This window comes from Kribbella sp. NPDC023855 (genome assembly GCF_040639475.1).
Taxonomy (GTDB): domain Bacteria; phylum Actinomycetota; class Actinomycetes; order Propionibacteriales; family Kribbellaceae; genus Kribbella.
Window position 1 is genome coordinate 17,986 of sequence record NZ_JBFAAA010000022.1, and the last position, 17,423, is coordinate 35,408.

Genomic DNA, 17,423 nt, shown 5'->3' on the forward strand with positions numbered 1-17,423 from the left:
CTTGAGGGGGGATGTTGTGAAGAAGGTGGGGATATTCGCACTGGGCGGTCTGCTGGTGGCAGCGTTGCTGTCACCAGCACCCGCACAGAGCATCGGTGCTTCGCTGTCGGCTCTGACGAGCCCGGTGTGGCAGACCAACGCCAGCGTGCAAGGACTCGCGGTGGCGAACGGCAAGGCGTACGTCGGGGGCCGTTTCACCACAGTCCGGCCACCGGGCGCCGCGGCCGGCACCAGTGAGACCGCGCGGACCTATCTGGCCGCGTTCAACCAGAGCACCGGCGCCCTGGACACCGGGTTCAACCACACCCTGAACGGCATGGTCTGGTCGGTCGCCGCCTCGGCCGACGGATCCCGGGTCTTCGTCGGCGGCGACTTCACCAATGTCGACGGCCAGACCCGCAACCGGGTGGCCGCGTTCGACACCGCCACCGGCGCGCTCGTCTCCACCTGGAAGCCCTCGGTCTCGTACCGGGTCAAGGCGCTCGCCGTGTCGGGCAGCACGGTGTACCTGGGCGGCTCCTTCGGCCTGGTCAACGGCATTGCCCGGCCACGCCTCGCAGCGGTCACGACGAGCACGGCCGCACTGCTCCCCTGGGCTCCGCAGGCCGACAACGACGTCTACACGATCGACGCCTCCGACGACGGCACCAAGGTGTACGTCGGCGGCAACTTCGCCACGATGAACGGTACGGCGCGGTGGTCCGTGGCCAGCCTGGACCCGACGGACGGATCGCTGCAGCCGTTCCCCGCGGCCGCGGCGGTGCCGAACCCGGCTCCCGGCTGCACCTCCCGGGTCAAGGACATCGACACCAGCGGCGATCGGGTGTACTTCGCCAACGCCGGTGACGGTGGCGGCTGCTTCGACGGCACCTGGGCCGCAGACGTTGCCTCGGGCAACTTGCTGTGGAAGAACAACTGCCTGGGCGCGACCGAGACGGTCACCGTCGTGAGCGGCTGGCTCTACAAGGGCTCACACGCCCACGACTGCAGCTACCTCGGCGGCAACGGCTTCCCGCAGGGACCCGGCCGGTTCCTGCTGACCCAGAACCTCGACACCGGTGAGCTCGGCCCGTGGTTCCCGAACACCAACACCGGCTCCCCCACCGCCGTCGGCCCGCTGGCCTCCGCGACGGGCGGCTCGGACCTCTGGGTGGGCGGCGACTTCACCACCGTGAACGGCGCCGGTCAGCAAGGCCTGACCCGCTTCACCAACACCGGTCCGGGCGCTGCGCCGGGCAAACCGGCGAAGGTGCTCCCGGTCAGCTACAAGGCCGGCCAGGTCAAGGTGAACTTCCAGACCGTCATCGACAACGACGACATCACGCTCACCTACCGCGTACTGCGCAGCTTCAGCAACACCGTCGTTGCGACGTACACGGCCGACTCGCGGTTCTGGAACCGGCCCTGGCTGTCCTTCACCGACACCGGGCTGACGCCGGGTTCCTCGCAGGTCTACCGGATCGAGGTGACCGACGGGAACAGCACGCTGCGCGGCGACTACTCCGCTGCGGTCACTGTGGCCAGCGTGGACGCGCCGTACGACCAGCAGGTGCTGGCAGACGGCCCCACGGCGTACTGGCGGCTCGGGGAGCCCAGCGGGACGGCCAACGCGACCGACTCGTCCGGTCAGAACAACACGGGGGCGTACTCTGATGTCACGCTCGGTATACCGGGTGTTCTCACCAGTGGCGGCAACACGGCCGCTGACTTCGGCAGTGCGAGCAAGATGATCGGACAGACCGTGACCAGCCAGCCGCAGAACTTCAGCGTTGAGGCCTGGTACAAGACCACGTCGGGCAGCGGCGGCAAGATCGCCGGCTTCGGCAACAGTTCGAACGGCACGAGCAGTCAGTACGACCGGCACATCTACCTGCAGAACGACGGCACGGTGACCTTCGGGCTGTGGGACGGCTCGGCCCGGACCATCAGCTCGGCACCGGGGACCAACGACGGCCAGTGGCATCACGTGGTCGGCACGTTCGCGCCGGGATCGCAGAAGTTCTACCTGGACGGCGTCCTGCTGGGCAGCCAGAACGTGACCGCCGCCGAGGCGTACACGGGCTACTGGCGGATCGGCGCCGACAACCTGGGGGGCTGGCCGAACGGCCCGTCCAACGCCGGGATCGACGGCACTCTCGACGAGGTGGCCGTCTACCCGGTGGCGCTGGACGCAGGTCAGGTCCAGACGCACTTCGAAGCACGCTGAACGAGGGGGAAAGACATGCGACTACGAAGGATGACAGCGGCGCTCGGCGCAGCCGGTCTCGTGCTGGCCGGCATACCGGCACTACCTGCGCCTGGTACGGGCGCCTCACTGACCGCGGTGGCGAACGCAGCCTGGCAGACCGACGCGAGTGTGCTCGGTCTCGCGGTGGCGAAGGGCAAGGCGTTCGTCGGCGGCCGGTTCACCCGGGTCCGCCCGCCGGGCGCCGCACCTGGTACCAGCGTGACCGTCCGGACCTACCTGGCGGCTTTCAACCAGACCACCGGCGCACTCGACACCAGCTTCAACCACACGCTGAACAACGTGGTCTGGTCGATCGTCGCCTCGCCGGACGGTACGAAGATCTACGTCGGCGGTGACTTCACCCGCGTCGACGGCCAGGTCCGCAACCGGATCGCCGCCTTCGACGCCACCACCGGCGCCTTGCTGCCGAACATCAAGCCGAACGTCTCCTACCGGGTCAAGACAGTCGCCGTCGGCGGCAACAGCCTGTACTTCGGTGGCTCGTTCGGCCTGGTCAACGGGGTCGCCCGCAACCGCGCGGCGGCGATCAGCACGGTCGACGGCAGCCTGCTGCCGTGGAACCCGAACGCCGACGCCGACGTGTACGCGATCGACGCGGCCGACGACAACTCCAAGGTCTACCTGGGCGGCACCTTCGCCAGGATCGGCGGCACCAGCCGCTGGGCCGTTGCCAGCGTCAACAACTCGACCGGCGCGCTGCTGCCGTTCGCGGCGGCGTCCGCGGTCCCGCTGCCGAACAGTTCGTGTACGTCACGGGTGAAGGACATCGAGACCAGCGGCGGCGTCGTGTACTTCGCCAACGCCGGCGACGGTGGCGGCTGCTTCGACGGCACCTGGGCGGCCAACATCGCCACCGGAAGCCTGGTGTGGAAGAACACCTGTCTGGGCGCCACCGAGGCGATCACCATGGTCAACGGCTGGCTCTTCAAGGGCTCGCACGCACACAGCTGCCCGGGTGCCTTCTCCGACGGCACCGGCGCTCACTTCCTGCTCCTGCAGAACCCGGCCAACGGCAGCCTCGGTCCCTGGTTCCCGAACACCAACGCAGGTCCGCCGACCGAGGTGGGCCCGCTCGTCTCGGCAACCGGCGGTACCGACCTGTGGGTGGGTGGCGACTTCACCCGGGTCAACGGCGTCAACCAGCAGGGCCTGACCCGCTTCACCAACCTGGGTGCGGGCGCCAAGCCGCTGGGGCCGACACTGCCGACCCTGTCCAGTCCTACGACCGGGCAGGTGCGGGCGACCGTACAGACGTCGCTGGACAACGACGACATCACCCTGACCTACCGGTTGCTCCGCGGCGCAGCCAACACAGTCGTGGCCACTACGACGGCGAACTCCACCTTCTGGAGCCGCCCGACGGTGACACTGACCGACACCACTGCCCCGTCCGGGACATCGCAGCAGTACCGGATCGAGGTCTACGACGGGAACAACGCAGTACGCGGCGGGTACGCCACTGTCACTGTGCGGTAGCCCTATGGACTGCGATGGCGCGATGGGCTTCGTGCCACCACAGCAGCAGAGTGCAGAACGACGCGGCGGCCAGCCCCCAAGCAGCACCCTTGGGGCCGCCCAGGAAGGCGCCACCGACGCCTGCGGTGATCAGGATGATCGAGGAGATCAGCCTGACCCGCAGGCCTCGCGTGGCGGCCGCCAGCGCACGCATGATGGCGAACGCGCCCGCGTTGGAGGCTCCCAGGGCCTGCAGCAGGATGACGGGTACCAGCACGGTCCTGGCTTCAGCCCAGACGCCAGGACCGAGCAGTTCTCTTCCCACGACCTCAGGAAGCAGCAGGAACACAGCACCCCAGGCCAGCGCACCTGCGCCGACACCTAGCGAGATCGCCAGGCCGACAAGCCACAGACGCCGGTAGGAGTGCTTGAGAGCCCGTGCAGCCTCCGGTACGGCGATCATCCGGATCCCCTGGTTCAGCACGTTCACCGGGCCCAGCAAGACCTGCGCACCGCGGATACCCGCCGTTGCAGCCAGCCCGGCGGCGACGGTGATCCCCAGCATGTACACCTGGATCGTGCCGCTCACGGCCAGCATCTCCCCGACGTACTTCGGAGTGAGGTCCCGGTGACTCAGCAACCACTCCCGGATCAGCTGGCGACGTGGCATGACGCCGGCCTGGAACCGCCCGGCTATTGCCGCTATCACGGCTCCTAGACCCCAGCCGAGGGTCAGCGAGAACGCAGTGGCCGACCCGGTGAGGTAGAGGCCGGCGAAGATCGCTCCCATCGCAAGCAGCCAGATCAGGTCGTTCAAGAAGGCCTTCTGGCCCTCCCCCACGACGAAGAAGGCCCACCGCCAGGCGTCCTGCAGCAGCAGCCCGGGCAGGGTCACCGCGAAGGCGATCAGCACGCCCTTGGACGGCACCCCGGGGAACAGCGCGATCGCGAGTCCCACCAGCATGCCGACCAGGCCCGCGAAGAGGGCAGTCGCAGTACTGGCTCGGACGGCTCGTTCCCAGGCTGGGCTGCGGTCGCCGGAGTGGCGGACCGACAGGGGCTCGGTGGCGACGGCCCGGGAGACGTTGAGGGCGATCGTGTAGCCGCCGAACGCGAGCGCGTAGATACCGAAGTCCGCCACGCTGCTGCTGCGCGCGACGAACACGCCGACCGCCAGATTGCTCAGGCTGGACAGCGCTTGGTCGGCGAGCCCCCAGCTCGCCCGGCCGGCCGGCCCGGCCAGCCGCGAAAGCTTCAAGAAACGGGCCTCGGTGGCTGACGCAGAATCCCCACTCCGAACCGCGGGATCCCCAGGACGTAGCGACGCCAGAGCCGGCGCGGCTCCTTGTAGATCCGGTAGCTCCACTCGAGCCCCGACCGCTGCATCCACTGCGGTGCGCGATCCACCCGCCCGGTGTGGAAGTCGAAGGCAGCGCCGACACCGATCAGGATCGCCGCATCCAGCCGGTCGCGGTGCTCAGCCATCCAGCGCTCCTGCTTCGGCGCGCCCAGCCCGACCCAGATGATGTCCGGCTTCGCTTCGTTCAGCCGGTCCACGATCTCGGCGTCCTCGGCCTCGGTCAGGGCCCGGTACGGCGGTGAGTAGGCCCCCACCACCTTCAGTCCGGGGTGCTTGGCGACGAAGTTGTCCCGCAGCTTCTCGGGGACACCGTCCGCGCCGCCGTAGAAGTACTGCGTCCAGCCGCGCTGCTCGGCCTCTGCCATCACCCGCTCGATCAGGTCCGGCCCGCACACTCGCGCCATCCGCTCGAACCCGGCCTTGCGGCCCGCCCAGACCAGCGGCATCCCGTCGGGAAGTGTCATCCCGGAGGTGTTGTAGACCTTCGTGAGCTGACTGTCCGCGCGGGCGTGCAGCAACGCGTTCATGTCCGAGACGCAGACCAGGTGCCGTTCGCCGGCGTCGATCCAACGCGCGAACGTGTCGACGGTGTGGTCCATGTCGGTCACGCTGACATGGATCCCCAGCACGTCGACACGTTCTTCGGTCGTCATCGGTCAGTCCTCGCGGGTCAGGGCGGCCAGATCGGCGTCCACCATGATCCGGACCAGCTCCGGCACGTGCACCTGCGCCTTCCAGCCCAGCTCGGCGTGCGCCTTGGACGCGTCGCCGATCAGCGAGTCGACCTCGGTCGGCCGCTCGTAGCGCGCGTCGTAGTCGACGAAGTCCTTCCAGTCCATCCCGGCGTGCTCGAAGGCCATCGAGACGAAGTCGCGGACCGAGTACGACGTCCCGGTGGCGACCACGTAGTCGCCCGGCCGGTCGTGCTGCAGCATCCGCCACATGCCTTCGACGTACTCCGGTGCGTAGCCCCAGTCGCGGCAGGCCTCCAGGTTGCCCAGGTACAGCCGCTTCTCCTGGCCGAGCTTGATCCGCGCCACCGCCCGGGTGATCTTCCGCGTCACGAACGTCTCGCCCCGGCGCGGGCTCTCGTGGTTGAACAGGATCCCGTTCACCGCGAACATGTCGTACGCCTCGCGGTAGTTCCGGGTCATCCAGTACCCGTAGAGCTTGGCCGCGCCGTACGGCGAGCGCGGGTAGAACGGGGTCTCCTCGTTCTGCGGGGGCGGGGTCGCGCCGAACATCTCCGAGCTGCTCGCCTGGTAGAAGCGGCAGTTCAGCCCGATCATCCGGATCGCCTCGAGCAGCCGGGTGGTGCCCATCCCGGTGGTGTCACCGGTGTACTCCGGTTCGTCGAAACTGACCCGGACATGGCTCTGCGCGGCCAGGTGGTAGACCTCGTCGGGCTGGATCGAGGCGAGCAGCGTCACGAGGCGCGAGCCGTCGGTCAGGTCGCCGTAGTGCAGGAACAGCCGCTTGTCCTGCTCGTGCGGATCCGTGTAGAGGTGGTCGATCCGGTGCGTGTTGAACGTACTGGCGCGGCGGATCAGGCCGTGCACCTCATAACCCTTGGAGAGCAGCAGTTCGGCCAGGTACGAACCGTCCTGGCCGGTGATTCCGGTGATCAGAGCCTTTTTCGCGGTGCCCCCTACCGCGGCGTGCTCCGGCGTGTGGCCGCCTGGCGTAGCGGTCATCGGTCTTCCCTCCAGTTGTCGAGGAACCAGGCGTAGACACTGGCCACGCCCTCCTCGAGGTCGATACCGGGCTTCCAGCCCAGGGCGCCCAGCTTGCTGACGTCCAGCAGCTTGCGCGGTGTCCCGTCCGGCTTCGACGGGTCGGTGCCGATGGCACCGGTGTAGCCGACGACCTTGGCGATGATGCCGGCCAGCTCCCGGATCGTCACGTCGGTCCCGACGCCGACGTTGATCGGCCCGGGCTCGTCGTAGTGCTCCAGCAAGTGCAGGCTCGCGTCGGCCAGGTCGTCCACATGCAGGAACTCCCTGCGCGGAGTCGCCGTGCCCCACAGGACGACCTCGTCAGCGTTGCTCAGCTTCGCGTCGTGGAACCGGCGGATCAGGGCCGGCATCACGTGCGAGCTGGTCAGGTCGAAGTTGTCGTTCGGCCCGTACAGGTTGGTGGGCATCGCCGAGATCCAGCGCAGCCCGTGCTGGCGGCGGACCGCCTGGACCTGCATGATGCCGGCGATCTTGGCGATCGCGTACGCGTCGTTGGTCGGCTCGAGCTCACCGGTGAGCAGGCTCGACTCCTTGATCGGCTGCTCGGCGAACTTCGGGTAGATGCAGGACGACCCGAGGAACAGCAACCGTGGCACCCGGACGTCGAGGGCGGCGTCCATCAGGTTGACCTGGATCCGCAGGTTGTCGCTGAGGAACTCGGTCGGGTGGTCCCGGTTGGCCAGGATCCCGCCGACCTTCGCGGCGGCGTCGATCACTACCTGCGGCCGGTGCTCGGCGAAGAAGGCGAAGGTCCGGTCGCGGTCGCGGAGATCGAGCTCCTGCGAGGTCGCACCGATCAGGTCGGTGAAGCCCTCGGCCTCGAGCTTGCGCCAGATCGCCGATCCGACCAGGCCGCGGTGTCCCGCGACGTAGACCCGCGCGTTCCGGTCGAGCCGGCTGTCCACTCTCTCCCCCATCAGTAGGCACCAGACCCGCGGATCACCGCGCGGGCCGTCTTCCACAGGATCAGCAGGTCCAGGGTCATCGACCAGTTGTCCACGTAGCGCAGGTCGAGCACGACCGACTCCTCCCAGGACAGGTCGCTGCGGCCGCTGACCTGCCACAGACCGGTGAGCCCGGGCTTCACGAGCATCCGGCGGGTGTCGTCCGCGGCGTACAGGGCGACCTCCTGCGGCAGTGGCGGCCGCGGGCCGACCAGCGACATCTCGCCGCGCAGTACGTTGAACAGCTGCGGCAGCTCGTCCAGCGAGAACCGGCGCAGGATCCGGCCGAGGCCGGTGACGCGCGGGTCGTCGCGCATCTTGAACAGCACGCTGTTGCCGTCGCTGAGCGAGTGCAGCTCACCGAGGCGCTGTTCGGCGTCGACGTACATGCTGCGGAACTTGAGCATCGAGAACTCTTCACCAGCGCGACCGACCCGGCGCTGCTTGAACAGCACCGGACCCTGGCTGCTCAACCGGACCGCGACGGCGAGGCCGAGCAGCAGCGGCGACAGCATGATCACCAGGACGAGCGCGAGGACCCGGTCGAACACGCCCTTCAGCAGGTGCGGTCCGCCGCTGACGGACGGTCGCTCCAGGTGCAGCAGCGACAGGCCGGCGACTGGGCGGACCGAGATGCGCGGACCCGCGACCTCGATGATGCCCGGGGACACGATCAGCTCGACGCCCTTCTGCTCCAGCGCCCATGACAGCCGCCGCAGCGACTGACCGGCGAGGTCAGGGTCCGAGGCGACGGCCACGACATCGACAGCGTGCCGGTCGACGGCGGCCATGATGTCCGCCTCGTCCAGCTCGTCCGGGCCGAGCAGCAAGGCGTCATGCTCGCGGTGCGGCCGGCCGTCACCACGCGGGCGGCAGGTGGCGACCACGCGGAAACCGTCCGAGGGACGCTTCTCCAGGTGTTCGCTCAAGGTCGCCGCCTGGCCGTTCCGGCCGACGACGAGCACGCGCCGCATACAGCGGCCGCGGTACCGGTGCCGGCTCAGGTCGCGGCGCAGGCCGTACCTCAGCAGCAACGCGAGCAGCACGGTCGCCGGGATCGCCAGTACGACGAAACCGCGGGCGATCTCGCTCTTGGTCGCGTACGACACGATCGCCACGACCGCGGTCAGTCCGGCACCCGAACGCAGGATCGAGCGGAACTCGTCCGGCCCGGCGCCGAAGAAGCGCGGTTCGTACCCCTTCGACATCGCGACCGCGGCAACCCAGGCCAGCGGCAGCAGACTGCCGAAAACCAGGTACGCGCCGCCGACCTGGTACCCGAACCTGGTCAGCAACGCGATCGAGACGCCGATCACCGCGGCGAGCAGGTCACCGCCCAGCGCGGCCCAGCGATAGACCGCGACCCACTGCGGCTCGGTCAGTCGCGCCGACCGCGGGACGATCGCGGGCACGGCGTCGGGCACCACCCAGACCGGCCGGCGGCGATCGAAGTACTCCGATGCCGCCGGCGCCGGAGCGGTCGCCGATGGCACGCCTGTCGACGACAGGCCAGTAGAAATGGTTGTGTCCGGTGTGGACACAGCTTCCCCCATGACGGCATGATCCGTCACCCTTAGTCACCCCCCGGTGAACCGGCAGCGTCTTGAGTCACACTCAGTCACAATCTCCAGTGGACCCGGTCGCTATACGCCGTGAAGTACACCGTCCCGTCGACGGCAGTTCACCGAGGGTACTACGCGTAAAGGCGGTCCGACAGTAGTAACTACGGAGTGTTGGAATGCGTTACGCACAGGGTGAACATGCGTCCGCGGGACCGTCCTGAGACGGTCCCGCGGTCACGGGGTACGGCGGCGGATCAGCCCGCGATCAGGCCGTCTCCACTGATCAGTTCACGCATCTCGGCCAGCGTGCTGTCGCTCGGCGGCAGGATCGCGTCGGAGTCGTGCAGGACCTCGTCCGGGACGCGGTCGCCGCTGCGGACGAAGTCCAGCAGCGCGCCGAACGCAGTACGGAAGGCTTCCTCGTCACCGGCCGAGACGGCCTTCTCCAGTTCGGTGTCGACCACGTTCAACTGGTCGAGCTTGTCGTCGGCCAGCTGGTACTGACCTTCGCCCATGATCCGGACGATCATCACGCGTCTCCATCCTGCGGTCGGGCCGGCTGCTGCACGGGCTGCTGAGCCGGTTGCTGCGGCTGAGCCGCACCGGGGGTGTCCTGGGCGATCTGCTTGGGCGCCTCGGCCGGAGCCAGCTGCGCCTTCATCGCGGCCAGCTCGGACTCCACGTCCGAGCCGGTCGACATCCGCTCGAGCTCGAGCGTGATGCTGTCCTTCGAGGTCCCGGTAGCGTCGTCGAGCGCGCCGGAGGCGAGCAGCTCGTCGATCGCGCCGGCCCGGGCCTGCATCTGCTGGGTCTTGTCCTCCGCGCGCTGGACCGCGAGGCCGACGTCGCTCATCTCCTCGGAGATGCCGGAGAAGGCCTCGTTGATCCGGGTCTGCGCCTCGGCGGCCGTGTAGGTCGCCTTGATCGTCTCCTTCTTCGTGCGGAAGGACTCGACCTTGGCCTGCAGCCGCTGCGACGCGAGGGTGAGCTTCTCCTCCTCACCCTGCAGCTGGGCGTGCTGGGCGGTCAGGTCGTCGATCTGGCCCTGCAGCCCCGACTTGCGGGTCAGAGCCTCGCGGGCGAGATCCTCACGGCCCATCGAGAGCGCCTTCTGGGCCTGGTCCTGCAGCTTCTGCGACTGCGACTGCAGCTGCGAGGCCTGCAGCTCGACCCGCTTCCGGCTGGTGGCCACATCAGCCACGCCACGGCGTACCTTCTGCAGCAGTTCGAGCTGCTTCTGATACGAGTAGTCAAGGGTTTCGCGAGGATCTTCGGCCTTGTCCAAAGCCGTGTTGGCCTTGGCCTTGAAGATCGTCGACATCCGCCTGAAGATGCTCATCGATATCCGTACCCCTTCTGTGCCGGAGAGTGGACCCGGCGTGCGTGTCAACCACCCTATGTCCCTGCGGGTCACCACACCATCAGGACCGGCCCGGATAAAGTGGTGCAAAGGTCCGGGGACCACCCCGAGACCGGCGTCGCCAGTTCCCGAATGAGGTTCAGTCTCCGTGTTCCGTCGTACCAAGTCTGAGACATCGTCCCAAACCGAGTCCACGGCCCCCCAGCCGAAGGCCGGTGGCAAGGGACGTCCGACCCCGACCCGTCGGGAGGCCGAGGCGGCCCGGAAGGCCGCGCTGAAGAAGCCGCGCAACCGCAAGGAGGCGGCGGCGTACCGGCGGGAGAAGGTCCGGATCGAGCGCGCCAAGATGCAGGACGCCCTGAAGACCGGCGACGACCGGTACCTGCCGGCCGCCGACAAGGGACCGGTACGGCGGTTCGCCCGCGACTACGTCGACGCCCGCTGGTCGGTGATGGAGTTCGCGCTGCCGGTGCTGCTGGTGATCTCGCTGCTCGGCGTCGTCTTCTCGCAGGCCTTCCTGTGGCTGCCGGGTCTGGTGAACATCCTCTTCTTGATCATGATCGTCGCGATCGCCGGCGACTGGTTCATCCTCACCGGCGGCCTCAAGCGGGCCGTCGCCAAGAAGTTCCCGAACGAGTCCGCCAAGGGCATCGGCTTCTACGCGGTCCGCCGCACCATGCAGATGCGCCGCTGGCGCCTCCCCAAGCCCATGGTCGCCCGAGGCGAGAAGCCCGCGTAGTACGCCGGAAACTGCCCGCGGCGTGATCAGGCGTCGAAGGGGGTGACCTCGATGGGGCGGTCGCAGGCCTTGCTGGCTCGGGCCGCCCAGGACTGGGCCGTCTCGACGTCGGGGGCCTCGATCACCCAGAAGCCGGCCATGTACTCCTTGCTCTCCGCGAACGGCCCGTCGGTGATCAGTACGTCGTTGCCCTGGTGGGCGCGCACCACCGACGCGGCCGAGCGCGCCTCCAGGCCACCGCCGAACACCCACACACCCTGGGCGACCATGTCCCGGTTCACCGCTTCGACGGCACCCGGCGCACTTTCGGCCGACTCGCCCTCGACCATCTGAACTCCCAGCAAGTACTGCGTCATGTCGATTCTCCTTGAATTGTTTTCCTGCGCTTACTGCCTACACGAACCGCACGGGCACGGATCGACACCACGTCGAAAACTTTCTCGCAGTAGGGTCGGGGTATGGACTTTCGATATCTCGGAAACAGTGGGCTGAAGGTCAGCGAGATCTCGTACGGGAACTGGCTCACGCACGGTTCGCAGGTGGAGAACGACCAGGCCAAGGCCTGCGTGAAGGCGGCCCTGGAGGCCGGCATCACGACGTTCGACACCGCCGACGTGTACGCCAACACCGCCGCGGAGGTCGTTCTGGGTGAGGCGCTGGAAGGCCAGCGGCGGGAGTCGCTGGAGATCCTCACCAAGGTCTACTGGCCGACCGGGCCGGGCGGACCGAACGACGCCGGGCTGTCCCGCAAGCACATCCACGAGTCGATCAACGCCTCGCTCAAGCGGCTGAAGACCGACTACGTGGACGTCTACCAGGCGCACCGGTACGACACCGAGACGCCGCTGGAGGAGACGATGGAGGCTTTCGCCGACGTCGTCCGGGCCGGCAAGGCGCTCTACATCGGGACGTCGGAGTGGACCGCGGAGCAGCTTCAGGAGGGCCACCGGCTGGCTCGTGAGCTGCACATCCCGCTGGTCTCCAACCAGCCGCAGTACAGCATGCTCTGGCGGGTGATCGAGGCCGAGGTGGTGCCGGCGTCGGAGGAGCTCGGGATCGGCCAGGTGGTCTTCTCCCCGATCGCGCAGGGCGTGCTGACCGGCAAGTACAAGCCGGGCGAGCAGCCGCCGGCCGGGTCGCGGGCGACCGACGAGAAGGGCGGCGCGAACTTCATCGGCCGGTTCCTGAACGACGATGTGCTCACCCGGGTGCAGGAGCTCAAGCCGATCGCCGACGAGGTCGGGCTGTCGCTGTCGCAGCTGGCCATCGCCTGGGTGCTGCAGAACCCGAACGTCTCCTCGGCGATCACCGGCGCCTCCCGGCCCGAGCAGGTCACCGAGAACGTGAAGGCCTCCGGCGTGAAGCTGGAAGACTCGCTGATGAAGCGGATCGACGAGACGCTCGGCAGCATCGTCGAGCGCGACCCGGCCAAGACCGAGCAGAACGCCCCGCAGACCCGGCCGGGCTCATGAGCTGGACGTGGCGGTTCGAGACCGCAACCGGCAAGACGGCCGACCCGGGTGAGCTGACCGGTGCGGAGTTCTCCGCCCAGGGCGACGCGGAGAGCTGGCTGGGTGAGATCTGGCGTGAGCTCGCCGAGAAGGGTGTCGGTCAGGTCTACCTGCTCGAGGACGGCCGAGAGGTCTACGGCCCGATGAGCCTGTCGGCCGCCTCGGAGTAGTCCCGCCCCTGATCTGTACGGCCAGGAGCCCGTACGCCGGTGTGTGGCTTGCCGCACGTCCCGCGTACGGGCTCCCGCTGTGTCCGCATGCTGAGCGATAGGCTGCGGCGATATGACTGCAAAGTGGACCAAACGCCTGGTCCTCACCCTCCTGGCCGGCCTTCTGTTCGCGGGAACCGCCGCCACGACGGCACAGGCCGAGGACGGCTATCGCTTCTGGGGCTACTACCAGTACTCCGGCGGCCAGTGGGCCTTCGCGCAGAAGGGCTCCGAGGTCGTAGTACCGGCGGACGGGTCGGTGGAGGGGTGGCGGTACGCCGTCGGCGGCACCAAGCCACGAGTACCCCGGGCGGCCGGCGACTTCGCCACCATCTGTGGAGCCACCCCCGCCGAGGCCGGCAAGAAGCGCGTCGCCCTGGTGATCGACCCCGGTACTCCGGCCGACTCCGCCTCGGGCGAGGCTCCTCCCCCGGCCACCGGCACCTGTGTGGTCACGGACCCGAAGGCGACCGGCGCGAAGATCCTGGCGGCCGTGAAGCCGGTCCGGATCGAGAAGGGCCTCACCTGCGCGATCGGCGGCTACCCGGCGAAGGGCTGCGGCGACCCGGTCAAGGACATCAAGGTGCCGGCCACTGACGAGCCGGTGAAGCTGGAGATCGGCCCGGCCGTCGGCTCGACCGCTACGCCGAGCCCGGCCGCAGTACCGACGAACTCCAACCAGCCGCCGGCTGCCGACGACGACGGCGGCACACCGTGGACCGGCATCGTCATCGCCGCACTAGTGGTCGCTCTGCTGGCCGGCGGTGGGCTGGTTCTCAGCCGTCGACGTAGTGGCAGCTAGGTGCGCGCTGCACATCAACTGACACTCCCCCGGGTTCTGCACCCGGGGGCTTGGTGGCTTTGGGCGCTGGGACTGGCAGTGGCGGCCAGCAGGACCCGGAACCCGGTGCTGCTGATCCTCATCCTGGTCATCGCCGGTTTCGTGGTTGCCGCGCGCCGCAGCGACGCTCCTTGGGCCAACAGCTACGTGGCCTTCCTGAAGCTCGGTCTGGTGGTCATCTCCATCCGGGTAGTGCTGCAGGCGCTGCTGTCGACCCGCTCGCAGGGCAACGTCGTCCTGTTCACGCTGCCGCAGCTCCCGTTGCCCGACTGGGCCAGCGGGGTGAAGCTCGGCGGTGAGGTCACCGCCGAGGCAGTCCTGACCGCCCTGTACGACGGCGGCCAGCTCGCGGTGATGCTGTGCTGCATCGGCGCGGCCAATGCGTTGGCCAGCCCGCGCAGACTGCTCAAGTCTCTACCGGGCGCCCTGTACGAGATGGGCGTCGCGTGTGTCGTCGCACTGACCTTCGCGCCCCAACTGGTCACCGATGCTCGCCGGATCCGAGCAGCCCGACGCCTGCGCGGCCGGACCCGCGGTTCCTTCCGTACTACGGCCATGCCGGTCCTGGAAGGCGCTCTGGACAGGTCGGTCGAGTTGGCTGCAGCCATGGACTCCCGTGGCTACGGCCGGACCGCTCAGGTCCCGCGTCGGCAGCGGCGAATCACAGGTGGCGCAGTGCTTCTCGGGCTGCTGGGAATCGCTCTGGGCGTCTATGCCCTGCTGACGGACGCAACGGCGTTCCCAGTCGCCGCCGGTGCGCTCGCTGTCGGCCTGCTGCTCGCTGTCGCCGCCATGGCTGTTGGACGCCAGCGGGTGACCCGCACTCGCTACCGGCCGGATCCCTGGGCACTGCCGGAGTGGCTGGTGACAGCGTCCGGCGCCTTGGCTGCTGCGGTCATGATCATCGCCGCAGCTCGCGGAGTGGAGGGCTTGGTGCTTGCGGGCCCATTGGTCGTTCCGCCGGTTCCTGTGCTGCCCACTATTGGCTTGCTGCTTGGCCTAGCGCCTGCGGTCGCCGCACCGCCGCTGACCCGACGGCAGGAGCTGGTGGCGGCATGATCGAGTTCGACCGGGTGACGGTCACCTACGACGGCGCCAGTGCGCCCGCGATCCGCGACGTGAGCTTCACCATCCCCGAAGGCGAACTCGCCCTGGTGATCGGCCGGACCGGCTCGGGCAAGTCGACTCTGCTGCGGACCATCAACGGGCTCGTCCCGCACTTCACCGGCGGGACGCTGGCCGGCCGGGTGCTGGTGAACGGCCGGGACACCCGCGAGTACCGGCCGCGCGATCTGGCCGATGTGGTCGGCATCGTCGGGCAGGATCCGATGTCCGGGTTCGTCACGGACACGGTCGAGGACGAGCTCGCCTACAGCATGGAGTCGCTCGGCATCGCGCCTGACGTCATGCGCCGCCGGGTCGAGGAGACACTCGACCTGCTGGGGCTGGCCGACGTACGGGATCGGGCGTTGACCTCGCTGTCCGGTGGCCAGCGGCAGCGGACGGCTATCGGGGCTGCGCTGACGTCGCACCCCGCAGTACTGGTTCTGGACGAGCCGACGTCGGCCTTGGACCCACAGGCTGCGGAGGAAGTCTTGGCCGCGCTGCAGCGACTGGTGCATGACCTGGGCGTCACTGTCGTGATGGCCGAGCACCGCCTCGAACGGGTTATCCAGTACGCCGACCGCGTGATTGAGGTACCCGGGAGCTCTGCAGCGGTCTCCACTGGCCTACCGGTCGACCAGATGGTCACTGCTCCAGTGGCGCCACCAGTAGTCGAGTTGGGCCGGCTTGTGGGCTGGGCACCTCTGCCGCTCTCCGTACGGGACGCCCGTCGAGCTGCTGTGGCCCTGCGCACCCGGCTGACCAACCTGGCGCCGCCACGGCCGCCTGCTGTCGAGGGGCGCGAGCTGGCACAGTGCAAGGACCTAGTAGTGGCCTATGGCAACACTCCTGCGCTCCGGGGAGTCTCGCTGAGCATCAGGTCCGGCGAGGTGGTCGCACTGATGGGCCGGAACGGCGCAGGCAAGTCCACTCTGCTCAACGCGCTCGTAGGGCTCGTGCAACCCCGCTCTGGCAGCGCAACCGCAGCAGGCACCGACCCGCGGCGTACCAAGCCCGCCAAGTTGGTCAAGGCAGTAGGACTCGTACCGCAGGAGCCGGCCGACCTCCTGTACGCCGCAACTGTGGCGGAGGAATGCGCCGGAGCCGACAGCGACTTCCAGGTGCCGTCAGGTAGTTGCCGGGCGCTACTGGAACGCCTTGCCCCCGGCATCGATGACCAGATGCATCCGCGGGACCTGTCCGAGGGGCAACGGCTCTGCCTGGCCTTGGCCGTCGTACTGTGTGGCGCTCCTCCCCTGTTGCTGCTGGACGAGCCCACTCGTGGGTTGGACTACGGCGCGAAGCATCGGCTGGTCGAAATCCTGCGGGAGCTGGCTCTGGCGGGGCATGCGGTCGTGCTCTCGACCCATGACGTGGAGATGGTGGCAGAGGTCGCCACGCGCGTACTGGTCCTGGCAGAAGGCGAACTGGTGAGCGACGGCGAGACTGCCACTGTCATCGCGGGCTCCCCTGCTTTTGCTCCCCAGGTTGCGAAGATCCTGGCGCCGCTGCCGTTCCTGACCGTCGGCGAAGTCGCCACCGCGCTGGAACGGGCCTCGTGAGACTCGTCCGGCTCAAGCCTCGCAGTACGGCGACACTGGTACTGGCCTCTGTCGTAGGCATCCTCGCCTTCGGCTGGCCCCTATTGTGGTCGACGTCGCAAGCCGGCGAGTCGGCCATCGGGCACACCACCGATGCGCCCTGGCTCTTCGTGCTGCTCCTGCCGCTGCTGGTGGGCGTAGTACTGGCTGAGCTGTCTGAGGCGGGGATCGACGCCAAGGTGATCTCCCTGCTCGGCATGCTCGCCGCAGTGAGCGCAGCACTGCGCGCACTAGGGCCTGGTACGGCGGGACTCGAGCCTGGGTTCTTCCTGTTGATCTTGGCGGGACGGGCCTTCGGTGCCGGCTTCGGGTTCGTGCTGGGTGCTGTGTCGTTGCTGGCCGGTGCGATGGTCAGTGGCGGCGTCGGGCCGTGGATGCCGTTCCAGATGTTCGCTTGCGGGTGGGTGGGCTGCTTTGCCGGACTGCTGCCTCGGGTGGGTGGACGGCTGGAGGTGCTGTTGCTGGCGGCGTACTCGCTAATCGCCGGCGTGCTCTACGGCCTGGTGATGAACCTGTGGTTCTGGCCCTACGCAACCTTCGGCAGCGACTTCTCGTTCATCCCGGGTGACTCGCTGCTGGACAACCTGCACCGGTACGGGTTGTTCGTGGTGGCCACCTCACTTGGGTGGGACATCCCGCGTGGGGTGCTGTGCGCAGTACTGGTGCTGTTCCTCGGCCGGCCCATCCTGAACGCGTTCCGCCGGACTGCCCGCAAGGCGGCGTTCGACGTACCGGTGGTGTTCGATAGGTGAC

Annotated in this window: 17 protein-coding genes; 9 read left to right on the forward strand and 8 right to left on the reverse strand. The window is 68.4% G+C overall.

Annotated elements, in window-relative coordinates:
• Nucleotides 1-16: 16 nt before the first annotated feature.
• Together AB0F51_RS38685 and AB0F51_RS38690 are read left to right on the forward strand one after the other, a co-directional pair.
• A complete protein-coding gene (locus AB0F51_RS38685; RefSeq protein WP_360288674.1) occupies nucleotides 17-2,206 on the forward strand; it encodes a LamG-like jellyroll fold domain-containing protein in 2,190 nt (729 codons plus the stop codon).
• A 15-nt stretch (nucleotides 2,207-2,221) separates the two neighbouring features.
• Nucleotides 2,222-3,724, forward strand: a complete 1,503-nt coding sequence (locus AB0F51_RS38690) for a fibronectin type III domain-containing protein (protein ID WP_360288676.1) — start codon at nucleotides 2,222-2,224, stop codon at nucleotides 3,722-3,724.
• Here the strand turns inward: AB0F51_RS38690 and AB0F51_RS38695 are convergent.
• From AB0F51_RS38695 to AB0F51_RS38725, 7 genes are all read right to left on the reverse strand, one after another.
• Nucleotides 3,711-4,961 carry a hypothetical protein gene (locus tag AB0F51_RS38695; RefSeq protein ID WP_360288678.1) on the reverse strand — a complete coding sequence of 417 codons (1,251 nt, stop codon included), beginning with the start codon at nucleotides 4,959-4,961 and terminating at the stop codon, nucleotides 3,711-3,713. The genes AB0F51_RS38690 and AB0F51_RS38695 overlap by 14 nt on opposite strands.
• Nucleotides 4,958-5,716 carry a WecB/TagA/CpsF family glycosyltransferase gene (locus AB0F51_RS38700; protein WP_360288680.1) on the reverse strand — a complete coding sequence of 253 codons (759 nt, stop codon included), beginning with the start codon at nucleotides 5,714-5,716 and terminating at the stop codon, nucleotides 4,958-4,960. The genes AB0F51_RS38695 and AB0F51_RS38700 overlap by 4 nt, the downstream gene beginning before the upstream one ends.
• Nucleotides 5,717-5,719: 3 nt before the next feature.
• The gene (gmd, locus tag AB0F51_RS38705) at nucleotides 5,720-6,757 is read right to left on the reverse strand and encodes a GDP-mannose 4,6-dehydratase (protein ID WP_360288682.1); all 1,038 of its coding nucleotides are present in this window, start codon (nucleotides 6,755-6,757) and stop codon (nucleotides 5,720-5,722) included.
• On the reverse strand, nucleotides 6,754-7,716 hold the full coding sequence (locus AB0F51_RS38710; RefSeq protein ID WP_360288684.1) for a GDP-L-fucose synthase: 963 nt from the start codon (nucleotides 7,714-7,716) through the stop codon (nucleotides 6,754-6,756). The genes gmd and AB0F51_RS38710 overlap by 4 nt, the downstream gene beginning before the upstream one ends.
• The gene (locus AB0F51_RS38715; RefSeq protein ID WP_360288686.1) at nucleotides 7,716-9,296 is read right to left on the reverse strand and encodes a sugar transferase; all 1,581 of its coding nucleotides are present in this window, start codon (nucleotides 9,294-9,296) and stop codon (nucleotides 7,716-7,718) included. The genes AB0F51_RS38710 and AB0F51_RS38715 overlap by 1 nt, the downstream gene beginning before the upstream one ends.
• Before the next feature lie 263 nt (nucleotides 9,297-9,559).
• Nucleotides 9,560-9,835: a hypothetical protein gene (locus tag AB0F51_RS38720; protein WP_360288688.1), complete on the reverse strand. Its 276-nt coding sequence runs from the start codon at nucleotides 9,833-9,835 to the stop codon at nucleotides 9,560-9,562.
• A complete protein-coding gene (locus AB0F51_RS38725) occupies nucleotides 9,835-10,644 on the reverse strand; it encodes a PspA/IM30 family protein (RefSeq protein WP_360288690.1) in 810 nt (269 codons plus the stop codon). Before AB0F51_RS38725 ends, AB0F51_RS38720 begins: the two co-directional genes overlap by 1 nt.
• Nucleotides 10,645-10,813: 169 nt before the next feature.
• On the opposite strand from AB0F51_RS38725, the gene AB0F51_RS38730 reads away from it, so the two are divergent.
• Nucleotides 10,814-11,404, forward strand: a complete 591-nt coding sequence (locus tag AB0F51_RS38730) for a DUF3043 domain-containing protein (protein WP_360288692.1) — start codon at nucleotides 10,814-10,816, stop codon at nucleotides 11,402-11,404.
• Between the two features lie 26 nt (nucleotides 11,405-11,430).
• Here AB0F51_RS38730 and AB0F51_RS38735 read toward each other — a convergent pair whose 3' ends face one another.
• A complete protein-coding gene (locus AB0F51_RS38735; protein ID WP_360288694.1) occupies nucleotides 11,431-11,760 on the reverse strand; it encodes a YciI family protein in 330 nt (109 codons plus the stop codon).
• A 102-nt stretch (nucleotides 11,761-11,862) separates the two neighbouring features.
• Here AB0F51_RS38735 and AB0F51_RS38740 point away from each other — a divergent pair, with 102 nt between their 5' ends.
• The 6 genes from AB0F51_RS38740 (at nucleotide 11,863) to AB0F51_RS38765 (ending at nucleotide 17,422) form a co-directional block, all read left to right on the forward strand.
• Nucleotides 11,863-12,876: an aldo/keto reductase family protein gene (locus AB0F51_RS38740; protein WP_360288696.1), complete on the forward strand. Its 1,014-nt coding sequence runs from the start codon at nucleotides 11,863-11,865 to the stop codon at nucleotides 12,874-12,876.
• The gene (locus AB0F51_RS38745) at nucleotides 12,873-13,085 is read left to right on the forward strand and encodes a hypothetical protein (protein ID WP_360288698.1); all 213 of its coding nucleotides are present in this window, start codon (nucleotides 12,873-12,875) and stop codon (nucleotides 13,083-13,085) included. Before AB0F51_RS38740 ends, AB0F51_RS38745 begins: the two co-directional genes overlap by 4 nt.
• Nucleotides 13,086-13,197: 112 nt before the next feature.
• The gene (locus AB0F51_RS38750; protein ID WP_360288700.1) at nucleotides 13,198-13,926 is read left to right on the forward strand and encodes an SCO2322 family protein; all 729 of its coding nucleotides are present in this window, start codon (nucleotides 13,198-13,200) and stop codon (nucleotides 13,924-13,926) included.
• Nucleotides 13,927-15,024, forward strand: a complete 1,098-nt coding sequence (locus AB0F51_RS38755) for a CbiQ family ECF transporter T component (protein WP_360288702.1) — start codon at nucleotides 13,927-13,929, stop codon at nucleotides 15,022-15,024.
• Nucleotides 15,021-16,631 (forward strand): ATP-binding cassette domain-containing protein, encoded by a 1,611-nt coding sequence (locus AB0F51_RS38760; RefSeq protein WP_360288704.1) that lies wholly within the window; start codon nucleotides 15,021-15,023, stop codon nucleotides 16,629-16,631. Before AB0F51_RS38755 ends, AB0F51_RS38760 begins: the two co-directional genes overlap by 4 nt.
• On the forward strand, nucleotides 16,628-17,422 hold the full coding sequence (locus AB0F51_RS38765; protein ID WP_360288706.1) for an ECF transporter S component: 795 nt from the start codon (nucleotides 16,628-16,630) through the stop codon (nucleotides 17,420-17,422). The genes AB0F51_RS38760 and AB0F51_RS38765 overlap by 4 nt, the downstream gene beginning before the upstream one ends.
• The last annotated feature ends 1 nt before the right edge of the window (nucleotide 17,423 follow it).

Excerpts from the sequence above, each read along its gene's own strand:
- AB0F51_RS38710 (WP_360288684.1), bottom strand. The coding sequence starts at position 7,716 with ATGGGGGAGAGAGTGGACAGCCGGCTCGACCGGAACGCGCGGGTCTAC.
- AB0F51_RS38700 (WP_360288680.1), bottom strand. The coding sequence starts at position 5,716 with ATGACGACCGAAGAACGTGTCGACGTGCTGGGGATCCATGTCAGCGTG.
- AB0F51_RS38745 (WP_360288698.1), top strand. The coding sequence starts at position 12,873 with ATGAGCTGGACGTGGCGGTTCGAGACCGCAACCGGCAAGACGGCCGAC.
- AB0F51_RS38735 (WP_360288694.1), bottom strand. The coding sequence starts at position 11,760 with ATGACGCAGTACTTGCTGGGAGTTCAGATGGTCGAGGGCGAGTCGGCC.
- AB0F51_RS38740 (WP_360288696.1), top strand. The coding sequence starts at position 11,863 with ATGGACTTTCGATATCTCGGAAACAGTGGGCTGAAGGTCAGCGAGATC.
- AB0F51_RS38750 (WP_360288700.1), top strand. The coding sequence starts at position 13,198 with ATGACTGCAAAGTGGACCAAACGCCTGGTCCTCACCCTCCTGGCCGGC.
- AB0F51_RS38720 (WP_360288688.1), bottom strand. The coding sequence starts at position 9,835 with ATGATCGTCCGGATCATGGGCGAAGGTCAGTACCAGCTGGCCGACGAC.
- AB0F51_RS38760 (WP_360288704.1), top strand. The coding sequence starts at position 15,021 with ATGATCGAGTTCGACCGGGTGACGGTCACCTACGACGGCGCCAGTGCG.
- AB0F51_RS38715 (WP_360288686.1), bottom strand. The coding sequence starts at position 9,296 with ATGGGGGAAGCTGTGTCCACACCGGACACAACCATTTCTACTGGCCTG.
- gmd (WP_360288682.1), bottom strand. The coding sequence starts at position 6,757 with ATGACCGCTACGCCAGGCGGCCACACGCCGGAGCACGCCGCGGTAGGG.
- AB0F51_RS38725 (WP_360288690.1), bottom strand. The coding sequence starts at position 10,644 with ATGAGCATCTTCAGGCGGATGTCGACGATCTTCAAGGCCAAGGCCAAC.
- AB0F51_RS38690 (WP_360288676.1), top strand. The coding sequence starts at position 2,222 with ATGCGACTACGAAGGATGACAGCGGCGCTCGGCGCAGCCGGTCTCGTG.